Origin of the sequence: Acinetobacter sp. WCHA39 (assembly GCF_002165385.1) — a bacterium.
Taxonomy (GTDB): domain Bacteria; phylum Pseudomonadota; class Gammaproteobacteria; order Pseudomonadales; family Moraxellaceae; genus Acinetobacter.
Genome location: NZ_NHRP01000009.1, coordinates 31,339 through 43,840 on the forward strand (window position 1 = coordinate 31,339; position 12,502 = coordinate 43,840).

The 12,502-nt window shown below is 39.9% G+C and carries 11 protein-coding genes and 4 pseudogenes; 7 read left to right on the forward strand and 8 right to left on the reverse strand.

What is annotated here, in order from left to right; genetic code table 11:
• The 3 genes from CDG56_RS06240 to CDG56_RS06250 all read left to right on the forward strand — a co-directional run.
• A partial coding sequence (locus tag CDG56_RS06240; protein WP_143225690.1) for a VF530 family DNA-binding protein occupies positions 1–135 on the forward strand: 135 nt, incomplete at its 5' end.
• A 248-nt stretch (positions 136–383) separates the two neighbouring features.
• Positions 384–686: a helix-turn-helix transcriptional regulator gene (locus tag CDG56_RS06245; protein ID WP_087547285.1), complete on the forward strand. Its 303-nt coding sequence runs from the start codon at positions 384–386 to the stop codon at positions 684–686.
• Between the two features lie 4 nt (positions 687–690).
• Positions 691–1,950, forward strand: coding sequence for a type II toxin-antitoxin system HipA family toxin (locus CDG56_RS06250; RefSeq protein ID WP_087547286.1), 1,260 nt, complete (start codon positions 691–693; stop codon positions 1,948–1,950).
• Here the strand turns inward: CDG56_RS06250 and CDG56_RS06255 are convergent.
• The gene (locus tag CDG56_RS06255) at positions 1,947–2,456 is read right to left on the reverse strand and encodes a transposase (RefSeq protein ID WP_143225684.1); all 510 of its coding nucleotides are present in this window, start codon (positions 2,454–2,456) and stop codon (positions 1,947–1,949) included. The genes CDG56_RS06250 and CDG56_RS06255 overlap by 4 nt on opposite strands.
• Before the next feature lie 47 nt (positions 2,457–2,503).
• Complete coding sequence (locus CDG56_RS06260) at positions 2,504–2,809, reverse strand: IS630 transposase-related protein (protein ID WP_087547287.1); 306 nt, start codon at positions 2,807–2,809, stop codon at positions 2,504–2,506.
• A 242-nt stretch (positions 2,810–3,051) separates the two neighbouring features.
• On the opposite strand from CDG56_RS06260, the pseudogene CDG56_RS06265 reads away from it, so the two are divergent.
• A pseudogene (locus CDG56_RS06265) lies at positions 3,052–3,637 on the forward strand (transposase); the annotation flags it as partial.
• 87 nt (positions 3,638–3,724) lie between these two features.
• Here CDG56_RS06265 and CDG56_RS06270 read toward each other — a convergent pair.
• Positions 3,725–7,072 (reverse strand): DEAD/DEAH box helicase, encoded by a 3,348-nt coding sequence (locus CDG56_RS06270; protein ID WP_087547288.1) that lies wholly within the window; start codon positions 7,070–7,072, stop codon positions 3,725–3,727.
• 415 nt (positions 7,073–7,487) lie between these two features.
• Between CDG56_RS06270 and CDG56_RS06275 the strand changes: the two genes are divergently transcribed.
• Positions 7,488–7,751 (forward strand): type II toxin-antitoxin system Phd/YefM family antitoxin, encoded by a 264-nt coding sequence (locus CDG56_RS06275; RefSeq protein ID WP_000557943.1) that lies wholly within the window; start codon positions 7,488–7,490, stop codon positions 7,749–7,751.
• Positions 7,738–8,001 carry a Txe/YoeB family addiction module toxin gene (locus CDG56_RS06280; RefSeq protein WP_004907133.1) on the forward strand — a complete coding sequence of 88 codons (264 nt, stop codon included), beginning with the start codon at positions 7,738–7,740 and terminating at the stop codon, positions 7,999–8,001. The genes CDG56_RS06275 and CDG56_RS06280 overlap by 14 nt, the downstream gene beginning before the upstream one ends.
• Before the next feature lie 71 nt (positions 8,002–8,072).
• Here CDG56_RS06280 and CDG56_RS06285 read toward each other — a convergent pair.
• Together CDG56_RS06285 and CDG56_RS06290 are read right to left on the reverse strand one after the other, a co-directional pair.
• Positions 8,073–8,222, reverse strand: a pseudogene (locus CDG56_RS06285) (IS5/IS1182 family transposase); the annotation flags it as partial.
• Between the two features lie 75 nt (positions 8,223–8,297).
• Positions 8,298–8,655: pseudogene (locus tag CDG56_RS06290) on the reverse strand (transposase).
• A gap of 192 nt (positions 8,656–8,847) precedes the next feature.
• Between CDG56_RS06290 and CDG56_RS06295 the strand changes: the two are divergent.
• A pseudogene (locus CDG56_RS06295) lies at positions 8,848–9,021 on the forward strand (VF530 family DNA-binding protein); the annotation flags it as partial.
• A gap of 365 nt (positions 9,022–9,386) precedes the next feature.
• Here CDG56_RS06295 and CDG56_RS06300 read toward each other — a convergent pair.
• The 3 genes from CDG56_RS06300 to alr form a co-directional block, all read right to left on the reverse strand.
• Positions 9,387–10,823, reverse strand: a complete 1,437-nt coding sequence (locus CDG56_RS06300) for an amino acid permease (protein ID WP_087547289.1) — start codon at positions 10,821–10,823, stop codon at positions 9,387–9,389.
• Positions 10,824–11,014: 191 nt separating this feature from the next.
• A complete protein-coding gene (locus tag CDG56_RS06305; RefSeq protein ID WP_087547290.1) occupies positions 11,015–11,374 on the reverse strand; it encodes a RidA family protein in 360 nt (119 codons plus the stop codon).
• Positions 11,375–11,384: 10 nt separating this feature from the next.
• On the reverse strand, positions 11,385–12,488 hold the full coding sequence (gene alr, locus CDG56_RS06310; protein ID WP_087547291.1) for an alanine racemase: 1,104 nt from the start codon (positions 12,486–12,488) through the stop codon (positions 11,385–11,387).
• Positions 12,489–12,502: the final 14 nt, after the last annotated feature.

A 12,502-nucleotide genomic window follows, 5' to 3' on the forward strand; every position in this document is an offset into this window, starting at 1 on the left:
GAAATTAGATGTTTTTGCATAGACCCAAGTGTTAAATCATCATTACGATTCTTGCGTACCACACCATGGGCACGTGAAAAAGTAGAAAGCTTATATTTGTACGTCTTACGTCAAAAGGCCAAACAGAAACCGTAGCCTCAGGCAACACCTCTCTCATCATAAAATTATACCAGTCAGTAAAATACCCTTAGATTAAGCATATGCATGTTGGTTACTATTGTTGATTATCACAATAAATTAGTGACCAAAAATTGGGGGTTATTCTTTAATCTAGTAGGATCTAATCAGGCCAATTAAGCACCTCCTTACCGATCAAATGGCTTATTTTATAAATCCATTATTTTGTGTTTTAATAGATATATATAGATATAAGACCCAATATTATGGATTTAAATTTCAAAAAATCTGAAGAGGTTGTCACGTTATTATGTGAAAGGCTTCGCAAAGAACGACTTTATCTGGAAATGACTCAGGCAGACGTCGCTACACGTGCTGGTATTAGTGTGAATACAGTATCTAATCTGGAAGCCGGTCGAAATGTTTCATTTGAAAATTTAGTACGCGTTGCCATGGTATTGGGCCGATTAAAAGAATTAGAGGAACTTTTCAAACCTCATTTAAACAGTGTAAATGACATTCTCCGCTATGAGAGCAATACGGCTCGCCAACGTATCAAAAGGAAATAAGTGCATGCTCAAAAAACTTAATGTTTACTACAATGGATGGGGTGAATATTGGCTTTGGGGTACACTGGTCTCGTCAACCGCAATCACAGGTCGGCCATTAATCGCCTTTGAATACAGTGCAGAAGCGATCAGTAAGGGTTTAGAACTTTCCTCTTACCTACTTCCATTAAAAGGTGACTCATTAAGAACGAACTTTCCTACACATCAAATGGGATTGCCAGGTCCTATATATGATGCCTTGCCCGATGGTTGGGGCATGCTTCTTATGGATCGCTTATTTAAAAAAAATGGACTCAATCCAGCACGGATTGGGCCATTAGAACGACTCATGTCTATCAGTACACATGCAATGGGGGCATTATCCTTTGAACCTTCAGCACCTGAGTTAGCATTAACTGAAAATATTCCACTGATTAAACTCGCTCAAGAAGTTCAGGAAGTTCTCAAAGGAGAAGGTGCAGAATTTTTACAGCACTTATTAATTATGGGTGGATCGCCACAAGGTGCAAGGCCAAAAGCGCTCGTCTATCGTGATCCTGTCACCAACGAATTCTCAACAGTTAGCTCATATCAACATGAAGCCTGGCTGATCAAATTTCCAGCTCAGCAAGAGCATCCTGAAGTTTGTGCAATTGAAGCTGTCTATGCAGAATGTTTGCGTCATTGTCATATTGACACCCCTGATACTCAATATTTTACCCTTCCGAATGGATTAACCGCATTTGCATCAAAAAGATTTGACCGCCATGATGGTATGCGTATCCCTATGCAAAGTTTAGCGGCCTTCACCGGAGCTGATTTTAAATCACCAGGGAGTTTAGACTACAGTAACTTTCTTCGCGCTGCACACTTTTGCACCAATGATGTTCGCGAAAAAGCAATTGCATTCAAGCGAGCTGTTTTCAATGTAGTCTTCAATAATCGAGATGACCATTGTAAAAACTTTTCATTTCTGATGTCCCAAAATGGGCAATGGAAACTCTCGCCTGCCTATGATGTTACTTTCTATGAAGGGCCAGGTGGATATCATCAAATGGATATCATGGGTGAGGCACTGGATATTCCTCGACAAGCTCTTGTAAAACTTGGTACTCAGGAAGCGGAACTTTCTGCCCAAGAGGTCGATGAAATTATTGGCTCGATTTGTAAGGTTGCAATCCGATTCAGCAATATCGCTCATAATCTATTACCTGGACAAATTCAAACAGAGACTCTCCAACTGATCCAAAATAGGATTGAGCATAATATTCATTTATTGCACTAAATATAGCTAAATACCAAATAAATCATTACAGTAATCTTTAAATAATTTATCAATATCTTTAACTCTAAACTTATTTCGAATCGCCTTGACTCGCGACCACCTTGCACGATATATCGTTCATCTATTGGATTTAAATCTGGACTATATCTAGGAAGCCACACAATGTAATGGCCTGCACAACGTACCAACTCCTGAAGTCTTTTCCCTTTGTGAAAGGTCGCATTGTCCATAATCAAAACACTGCTTTCTTTCAACTTAGGTAATAAATCCTGTTCAATCCAACATTCAAATACTTCTGTGTTCACTGAACAATTAAACACACCAACTGTCAGCAATCTATTTTCAATGATTGCACCGATCACATTACTGCAATTCTTCAACTGCCAATTAAATTTACCTTCAGCACGTGTTCCTTGGAGGCTATAACTATGAGTTCTGGTACTTTCACTTTGAAAACCACTTTCATCTATGTAAATCAGAGGTAATTTCCCTTCTAAGCACTCTATGAGATTTTGAAATTGCTGACGTTGATTTTGATCTGCTTTAGGATGCTTTAACGTCTTTTTTTACGGGATATTCCTGCGGCATGTAACGCATTAAATACCGCATGAGTACTTACTCCTAAACGTTCAGCTCGCTCATACTGATAATCATCAGGATATTGTTCAACATCCTTCAATATTTGCTCTCTGCTAATTTTAGCTGGACGCCCAGGAATAGGTTTGTTTGTAGTGGACTTTTTCCAGTTCTGAATTGTCTGTATACAGATGTTAAAATGCTGTGCTGCTTTTCGCACAGACATTTCATCTCGAATCATAATTTCTATGACTTTGTCTTTAAAATCTTTTGAATATCCCATATCTCTATTGTTCTATAGTTTTTAGGATTTGGCTATAGCTTTCATAAAGCTTCTATGAAGAGCTTATTCTATAATGTAGCTCTCAAATGAATAAGCCTTGAGGTATTTAAAGTAGCCTCTAAAGGCTGTCTCATATCAATACTAGAAGTACTCCATCCTGAACCGTACCGGGTTTGTCGGAGACCAAACTTTCTGAGATGAGACGCATTGCTTCGCAAGACGTAGCGAAGCGTAGTGATCCGATGAAAAAACCTAAATATACCCCTGAAATCAGAGATAGAGCGGTTCAATTATTGATTGAATTTGAAAAAGATTATCCATCGAATTGGGCTGCGATTGTGCCTAAAATTGGTTGCACTCCTGAAACTTTACGAGTTTGGTATCAAAAATATTTAGATCAACAAAATTCAATTAAAGTGCAGCAACTTCCATATCAAGAACGTATTAAACAGCCCGAACGTGAAAATAAAGAAGTGCAACGTGCGAATGATATTCTCCGTAAAGCAGCCACTTTTTTCGTCCAGGTGGAGCTCGAACGCCCACACAAATAATGCTGGAGTTCATCCATAACAATAAAGACCTATATGGCGTTGAGGCGAATTGTAAGATTGTACCGATCGCAGCTTCTACCTATTAATTTAATTAAAAATGGGGGTATTACCCCTAGATCTAGTTGATGGGAAGCTTCGCTTCGCAAGGGAACATCAAACAAAGCGAGATCTACATGATTTGCATCATGCTGAATAAATTAAACGAATTTGGAAAGAAAGCTCCGGGCGTTATGGCATTTTAAAAACATCAGACAGCCTATCTAAGAGATTATTTATCGGTCTACTATGATAAGACTAACCCGTTAAGCTAGGTGGCCTAACTTAAATAAAAAAGTCTCCGACAAACCCGGTACAGTTCACCAAACTAAAATTTCTCAAACAAGTTCATCACGTCATTTTCCGTCAGTTTCGCTTCTCCCTCATGATCTGTGCTTAGAATAGACTGTGCCAGTTCTGCTTTATTTTGCTGTAAGGCAAGAATTTTTTCTTCTATGCTTTTATTGGTAATCAGCTTATACACAAATACCGGCTTATCCTGTCCAATCCGCCATGCACGATCGGAAGCTTGATCTTCAGCAGCAGGGTTCCACCATGGATCATAGTGAATGACCGTATCTGCGGCAGTTAGATTCAGACCGACCCCTCCTGCTTTCAGACTGATTAAAAATACCGGCACTTGTCCAGACTGAAACGCTGTAATGACTTCATCTCGCTTTTTGGTCTTTCCAGTCAGCTTCACATAGCCAATTTCTGCGTGATGGAGCTGTTGTTCAATCAGTTCCAACATTGAGGTAAACTGAGAGAAGATAAGAATTTTTCGCCCCTCTTCCACCATTGGAACGACCATATCCATCAACTGTTCAAGTTTGGCAGAGTTTGCCTGCCCAATTTTCACTGAATCCAGCTTTAGTAAGCTAGGATGGCAGCACACCTGACGTAGCTTCAGTAAGGCATCTAAAATTTGAATTTGACTACGTTTAAAGCCTTTTTCTGCCACAATTTTCTGAATGCTTGCCTGCATCGTGGCGCGAACAGCCTCGTATAGCTTGGATTGCTGGTCATTCATATCAATATTGACTTCAATCGTGGTTTTTTCTGGCAACTCTTTGGCTACGTCAGTTTTCAAGCGACGTAAAATGAAGGGCTTAATCCGGTTGACCAACTTTTGTCTTAACTGCTGATCACCGCGCTTTTCAATCGGATGACGGTACTTTTTATTAAAAATTTCTTGTGAATATAAAAATCCTGGCATCAGGAAATAAAATAGTGCCCACAGCTCACCCAAATGATTTTCCATAGGTGTCCCGGTTAGACATAGACGATGTCGCGCTGTTAATTGCCGTACTACCTGTGCAGCTTTGGCACGCGGATTTTTGATATTCTGCGCCTCATCCAAAATGAGTTGATGATATTCATATTGCTTTAGTTGCTCTTCATCTCTCGCCAGAAGCGGATATGTGGTTAACACAATATCATAGTACGGAATCTGCTCAAAATACTGATGGCGATCGGGCCCCTGTAGCAGCAATACCTTGAGCTCAGGGGTAAATTTCTCCGCTTCTTTGAACCAGTTATGCATCAGCGATGTGGGTGCAACAATTAAGGCGGGACTATCCTGCAAATATCCAGCCTGCTTTTCCATGAGTAAATGGGCTAAAGTTTGTGCTGTTTTCCCCAAGCCCATATCATCTGCCAGAATCCCGCCATGCTGGGTTTCCCTTAAAAACTGCAACCAGCCTAAGCCCTGCTGTTGGTATGGACGCAACTCCCCCTGAAAACCTTGTGGTGTCGGCAGTTGTTGCTGATAGCCTTGTTTGAATTTCTGTACAAATTGCTGCAGGCGATCACTGACCTGCCATGTCATCCCAAGATTATGCTGCAATTCTAATAATTGACTCGCATCATAGCGATCAATACTGCGCTCTTCTTGCTGTAAAATGCTCTGCAGATGCAACAATACCGGCTTAATATCCCTAGCGGATAGAGCCAAATCTGGTTGATCCGCTGCAGTTTTCAGGGTGAAAATTTGACTGTCATTCAGATGACTAAAAATCCGTGGATCAAGTAAATCAGGCTGTTCTTTCACCAAAGCCACAAGTGCATCGAGTAAATCATAGCTATTGCCTGCACTGTCCTGAACGGTCGCCCCGATATTGAACCAGTCTTGTTGGCTTTCAGATTCAGTGATAGAAATATTTAAATTTTCAACATATTGCAGCTTAAATGGGCTGTGTTCCAGATGCTCTATCTGCCATCCCATCAATTCAATTTGATTGATGGGCATCAGCTGTTTGATCCAGTCTCCATAGAAAGCAAAAACCATAGAATCAAGACGTTGTTTATCCAGTTTTAATTGCTGGTCATAACTAAGATCTTTCATCCACTTCAGTGATTCGACCAACAGCTGTAAACGCTGGATTGACTGTTGTTCCTGAACTAAATCCCGAAGCTGTCGCACCATTTTTCCATGCTGCTCACCAATAAAACTGTCGCCTGATGTACCTGCTTTTATTCTTCCGCCTGCATAGGAGAATTCAATTTCAGCACAAACAGATTCTATCCATTTCCAATCAAATGTATCTAAAACACCGAAGCGTAAAATTGGCTGGGGACTACCCTCAAGGACATCAATATGCTGAATAGACTCGGGCCGAGGCAGATTTTTCACGTCTGAATATTGATGAGTCAGTTTCTCAAACTCTGGCAAGAGCATAGTTGGAAGATCAGGCATCTGTAAAAAATGGTACAGAAGATTTGCCGTATATTCACCATATAACTGGCCCACCGTGTTCTGTTGAATATCCACATAACATGGTGGATGGCTCGCGAGAATCTGAATATGAGGATTTGATTTTAAATCGAGTCGAATATCACCATTGACCAATTCAATATTTAAATGCTCAGTCTGTTGTTTAGCCCCTTGTTCCCATCTAAATTCGATGTTGTAGCCTTGTTCTGACCATTGAAGTGCAGCATGGCTCTTTTTTTGCCAGTACACATCGCCACTTTGAATAAAAGATTTGAAATGCTCCAATAAAATTCCGGAGATATCGAGATTGCTTTGATAAAAGCGTTCGTCACTGTTTATTTTGGCATAATAATAAATCTGGTTAAATAATTGTCGTTTTTGTTCAGGTAAAGTCAGATGCTTTCTGGTGATATTTTCATATTGGGTATAATAACTTTCCCCCGCAATTGAGCCGTTTTTATTGCGTCTGGCCTTCTGAACATCAACTGTCAATTTCTTTAAGCTGACAGACTGATCTAGCAGGTAAATTAAATAATTGTTTGTTTTGACAGATTGCTCTGGTTCAGTCTGTTGTAAATACCGTTTAAAATCATTCAACCAGCGCTGCGCCTGATCATCCCCCCGTTGGCGTTTTGCGATTCCCTGCGGGGATTGAGAGTCAGCATAACGCTGCTGAAATTCCTGACGATATTCTTGAAAGAATAACCGCGCTAAAGCAGCAGCATGTTTACAGTTATATCCAACCGGACAAGTGCAGTCGTCATCGATTAAACGGTCTTTTTGGGGATTATAGGTAATTGCAGTATCGTAATAATCTGTCCCTTCAATTTGGGCATACATCGTAACCCCGTCTTTGTCCTCAAAGAACTCAATCGTTTCCCTATCAATGTGTTTAGCATAGCTCAGACTGCGCTGAAGAGTTGCAGTACTAAAGCGAGATAGAAAATTGATCAATGAGGACATGATTACCAGATACTAAAAATGTTTATACAATTATAACGGACAAAGCTGTCATTTCAGAATAGTGGGGCTTTGTTGCACAAAGATTTATAATTTGAAGCATCCCCCAACTCACTCAAATTTAAATTATAACTCGCTATCTGGTAGTGAACTTTGGTGTTTTTTCTATTGGCTGGGGCTTTGTTGTATAAATATGTAAGCAACTGATTTAAATAAATTTAATTTTGGATCAAAAAATAATCAAAACTTTTAAAATCATATAGTTATGAAATCTTTTTGCAACAAAGCCTATTTGATATCAAACTGTTACAACATTGACAACATGTACAGAATCCTGTACATTTTAGATTGTAAAGTTCAATCACTATCATCTAGTCAGTAGCGTTTTAATACAGCTTACTTTATGAGGGAGAAATATATGCATGTATTTACATATACAGACGCACGTAACAACTTAAAATCTGTTTTAGATAAAGTTATTGATGATGCAGATGTCGCTTTCATTACAAGAAAAGAAGGCGGTCATGCTGTAGTAATGGGACAAGATCATTACGACAGTTTAATGGAAACGTTGTATCTCCTTTCATCTCCAAATAATACCACTCGTTTAAACGAATCAATTGCTCAATTACGCGCAGGTAAAACCAAACAAAGAGAGTTGATTAAAGATGACGAGTCGTAATGTCGAATGGACTGAAAATGCCTGGGATGAATATATCTATTGGCAAACACAGGATAAAAAGATACTCAAACGTATCAATACCTTAATCAGAGAATGTCAAAGAACACCCTTTGAAGGAACTGGAAAACCAGAACCTTTAAAAGCAAATCTTTCAGGATTCTGGAGCCGTAGAATTGATGAGAAGCATAGATTAGTTTATGAAGTGACGGATGAACGAATTTCCATTGTTCAATGTCGGTTCCATTACTAATAATATTCCCTATTCTTAGTATGAGAGAATATTTTATAAGTACTTATTGACCAGATCTCTTGCGAAAGTCATTATTGAAAGTTTATCCGATTTACGAGTGCAGCAATTAAGTTAATGCGTAAACTGAATCTTTTCCGTCTATTTCGATAGCGTTCACTTAATATTCTAAATGTTTTCAATTGACTATTAATGTGTTCGATCACAACTCGTATTTTTCCAAGGCTTTGTTGCATAAAGATTTTAAAAATAGAGCCTTCCTAAGTTATTCAAATTTAAGTGGCAACTTGGGTGTGAGGTCAGCCGAGCTCCGTAAACTTATTTAAGATGGCCACACGCGCATGAATCTCGTTGACTTGGCTATCAAAATTCCGAGCATTGAGTTTATCGCCTAATAATTTGATGCAGTGCATCTTGGTTTCTACCAGACTTCGCTGATGCTAGCCCGACCATTTTTTCCATAGTGTCCTGCCTAAACGTTTAACATTGAATCGCTATGTCGGAGTAGGTTTGACTTCGACCTTGTTTGCCTTGAGGTTCTGCATACCATTGTGTTTTTGGATCGAACCAAATGGCAATATTCCCACGATTAATGAGAGCTCGGTTATATGCGGGCCAATTGGTTGTGCGGTAGATTTTGTGTGTAGGCTTCTTCATTTGGAAATTATATTGCCGAAGAAGCCCTTAAGAACAGCTTTGTGCAACAAAGCCGGTGAGAGTTATCGTTTGAAGGATAAAAATGAATAGGGATTCAGCCACAGGTTGAAACTTAATACGAGGTCAAAGGGGTTAATTTTTCTTTGCCATTTGTAAGGTAAAAGGGGGCAATTTAAGAATGCCGTTGACAATGATTACTACGGTGGCTTTGAAGGCTTAAGTCGCAAAATTTAAATTAGATGTTTTTGCATAGACCCAAGTGTTAAATCATCATTACGATTCTTGCGTACCACACCATGGGCACGTGAAAAAGTAGAAAGCTTATATTTGTACGTCTTACGCCAAAAGGCAAAACAGAAACCGTAGCCTCAGGCAACACCCCTCTCATTATAAAATTATACCAGTCAGTAAAATACCCTTAGATTAAGCATATGTATGTTGGTTATTATTGTTGATCATCACAATAAATTTGTGACCCTAAATCAAAGTACCCCACCCCACCTTAAATTACGTCACACAAAATAAAAACTCTATATAACTGTTATATATAGAGTTTATTAAGGTGCCAATTATGTTGTTTAGTGTATTTTATGTCGGTGACTCTTGCCAAGGTTGGTGGTGCTAAATGCTTTTTTCTTGCTAAGATTTCTTTAATACATCATCTCTTCAATAAAAAAAGGTGCCTCATTGAGATAGAGACACCCGTGTTTTAGTTCGGTCAATCTATCTGACTAAGCGACTGACTTTTCATCTAATCGGCGCATTCTCGGTTTATACAGCACACGATAGGTCACGCTTAAAATTAAAATCCATAACGGACTAATGTATAAGGCTTTCAAGGTATCGGGTTCAAGCGCCAAAATCACTAAAGTAAACATCAAGAACGCGATCACGACATAAGACATGAACACCCCACCCGGCATTTTGAATGTTGATTGGGCATGTAATTCAGGACGTAACTTACGGTAGCGGATATAACACACCATAATCAGACTCCAGACGCTGATAAATAGAATCACGCATAAAGAGCTTGCTAAGGTAAATGCTTCAATCGTGTTTGGCACGAAGTATTGTAGTACCGCGCCCCCCATGATGAATACACAAGAGAAGATTAAACCATTGGCTGGAACAGCACTCTTTGATAACCGACCAAAAGCATTAGGCGCCTGACCATCTTTCGATAAACCAAATAACATCCGACTTGTTGAGAACACACCACTATTCATGGATGACATCACCGAAGATAACACCACAAGATTCATGATAATCGCAGAAGTCACAATCCCTGCATTTAAGAATAATTCAACAAAAGGACTTTTATCCGCACGAATATGATCCCAAGGCGTCACAGACATCACCACGAGTAAAGCCAAGACATAGAACAAAATAATACGAATCGGAATTGCATTAATCGCCTTGGGTAAGTTCTTGTGAGGATCTTTGGTTTCAGCGGCTGTTGTTCCGATTAACTCCACACCAACAAAAGCAAAAACTGCGATTTGAAATCCTGCTAAGAAGCCATCTAAACCTTTGGGGAACATCCCACCGTGCGACCAAATATTACTAAATGAAGCAACGCTACCATGTGGTGCAACAAAGTGGCTGAAAATCATATAACCACCCACCACAATTAATCCCATAATTGCCAAAATTTTGATTAAAGCAAACCAAAATTCGACTTCACCAAACAATTTGACCGTAAGCAAATTCAACGCTAAGACAAATAAGACACAGCCCGCACTAATCAGCGCCTGTCCTATTGGAGTAAAGGTCGTTCCATCAGGCAGCCAAAAACCCAGATAATTAATCACGGCGGCTAAGTCCGCAATACCAACCAAGACCCAACCTAACCAATAGGTCCAACCCAAATAATATCCAGCCCACGGTCCAATCAGATCGTGTGCCATATCTACAAAAGATTTGTACTGTAAGTTTGCAAGTAATAACTCTCCTAATGCACGCATCAGGAAAAAGAACATGCCACCAATAATCATGTAAATAAACAAGATTGATGGACCAGCAAGGGAGATGGTTTTTCCTGAACCCATGAACAGTCCAGTCCCAATCGCGCCACCAATGGCAATCAATTGCAAATGGCGATTGGAAAGTTTCCGTTGTAAGTCTTGAGGTGCATCATCACCTGAAGACTGATTATGTATCACCGTCATAAAAAAGTTCCTTTTTACTACTTCCTAAAATGAATCGGTCGCTAATTTATGAGCTTAACCAGCTGTCCTTTATAAATGACCCATTCATTTTGACTGCAAGAAAATACATATTTGCCTTACTTTTATCTATGACAAATACGTTACTTTTCTTCTTTTTTAATCTCATTTAAACAAAAATAAAGATGATCGCTTTATTTTTGTGCTGCAATCACTGCAATTTCAATCAGCCATTTTGGATTGACCAAATCGGCTTGAATGGTGGCGCGCGATGGTGCAACACTGTCTTTTAACCAATCGACATAAATCGCATTGACCTTAGGAAAATCCGCTAGGTCTTTCAGAAAAAGCTGTACCGAAAGTAAACGTGATTTATCGCTATTTGCAGAGGCTAACAATTGCTCGATCGTTGCCAATACATCACGCGTTTGCCCCTCAATATCTAAATCGGGGTTTTTAGGGACTTGTCCTGATAAATACACCACTTGATTAAAGACGGTGACAGCACTCATCACTTCGGTGCTATTGATTTTCTGGATATCTGAATGTGACATGATGACTTCCTTAGTCTTGAGTGATAAATGGAACGCGTGCAGTTACACCACACATGAGTTCATAGCCAACTGTGCCTGAGGCTGCTGCAACATCATCAATGGATAGAATTTGTCCTGTTTTGGAGGTTCCCCAAAGTACAACTTCACTGCCAATCTCAGCATTCGGTACTGGCGTTAAATAAACTGCCAACATATCCATGCTGACTCGTCCAATAGTTCGAGTACGAATTCCATTGACTAAAACAGGGGTGCCTGTAGGAGAAATACGCTGATAACCATCTGCATAACCACATGCCACAATACCAATGGTCATCGCATGCGCAGCGACAAAATTCGAGCCATAGCCCACACTTTCATTGGCATTTAACTGTTGGATTGCAATCAATTCACTACGCAAACTCATGGTCGGCGCAAGCCCCCAATCTTGAATACTATGCTGAGGATAATCGGGAGAGCTTCCATACAGCATGATGCCACCACGGACATAATCGGAGTGTAGTTGAGATGAATATCTGAGGATGGCAGCACTATTGCTCACCGATCTTTCCCCAGGTAAATCTTGAATGGTGCCTTCAAATTCTGTCAGTTGATAGTCCACGCCAGCTTGATCAAAACGCTCCCCATCTGCATCAGAGAAATGGGTCATATGGGTGATTTTAGCAACATGATTAAGGCGTTGCAGATGCTGCCAGACTTTGCGGTATTGTTGTGGCTTGAAACCTAATCGGTTCATACCACTGTTCATTTTTAAGAAAATATCAAACTGTGCGGGGTAAATATGCTGCTGTACCCATTCAACTTGTTGCTCATTGTGAATGGTAAAACTGAGTTGATACTGGACACAATCAAATAAATCTTGAGGAGAGAAAATCCCTTCGAGCAATAGAATAGGCCCTGTCCAACCGAGTGCACGTAGTCGTTTTGCTTCTTCAATATCCAGTAAAGCAAAACCATCTGCTGTTTTAAACGATTCATAAACACGTTCAATACCGTGTCCATAAGCATTGGCTTTGACTACAGCAAACACCTTGCTATCTGGAACACTTGCCCTCAAGACCTCAAGGTTTTGACGCAAAGCCTGAGTATGGATGACAGCAGTAATTGGGCGAGGCATAATAAACTTCCTTG

Excerpts from the sequence above, each read along its gene's own strand:
- CDG56_RS06305 (WP_087547290.1), bottom strand. The coding sequence starts at position 11,374 with ATGTCACATTCAGATATCCAGAAAATCAATAGCACCGAAGTGATGAGT.
- CDG56_RS06260 (WP_087547287.1), bottom strand. The coding sequence starts at position 2,809 with ATGGGATATTCAAAAGATTTTAAAGACAAAGTCATAGAAATTATGATT.
- alr (WP_087547291.1), bottom strand. The coding sequence starts at position 12,488 with ATGCCTCGCCCAATTACTGCTGTCATCCATACTCAGGCTTTGCGTCAA.
- CDG56_RS06275 (WP_000557943.1), top strand. The coding sequence starts at position 7,488 with ATGCATGTATTTACATATACAGACGCACGTAACAACTTAAAATCTGTT.
- CDG56_RS06250 (WP_087547286.1), top strand. The coding sequence starts at position 691 with ATGCTCAAAAAACTTAATGTTTACTACAATGGATGGGGTGAATATTGG.
- CDG56_RS06280 (WP_004907133.1), top strand. The coding sequence starts at position 7,738 with ATGACGAGTCGTAATGTCGAATGGACTGAAAATGCCTGGGATGAATAT.
- CDG56_RS06300 (WP_087547289.1), bottom strand. The coding sequence starts at position 10,823 with ATGACGGTGATACATAATCAGTCTTCAGGTGATGATGCACCTCAAGAC.
- CDG56_RS06270 (WP_087547288.1), bottom strand. The coding sequence starts at position 7,072 with ATGTCCTCATTGATCAATTTTCTATCTCGCTTTAGTACTGCAACTCTT.
- CDG56_RS06245 (WP_087547285.1), top strand. The coding sequence starts at position 384 with ATGGATTTAAATTTCAAAAAATCTGAAGAGGTTGTCACGTTATTATGT.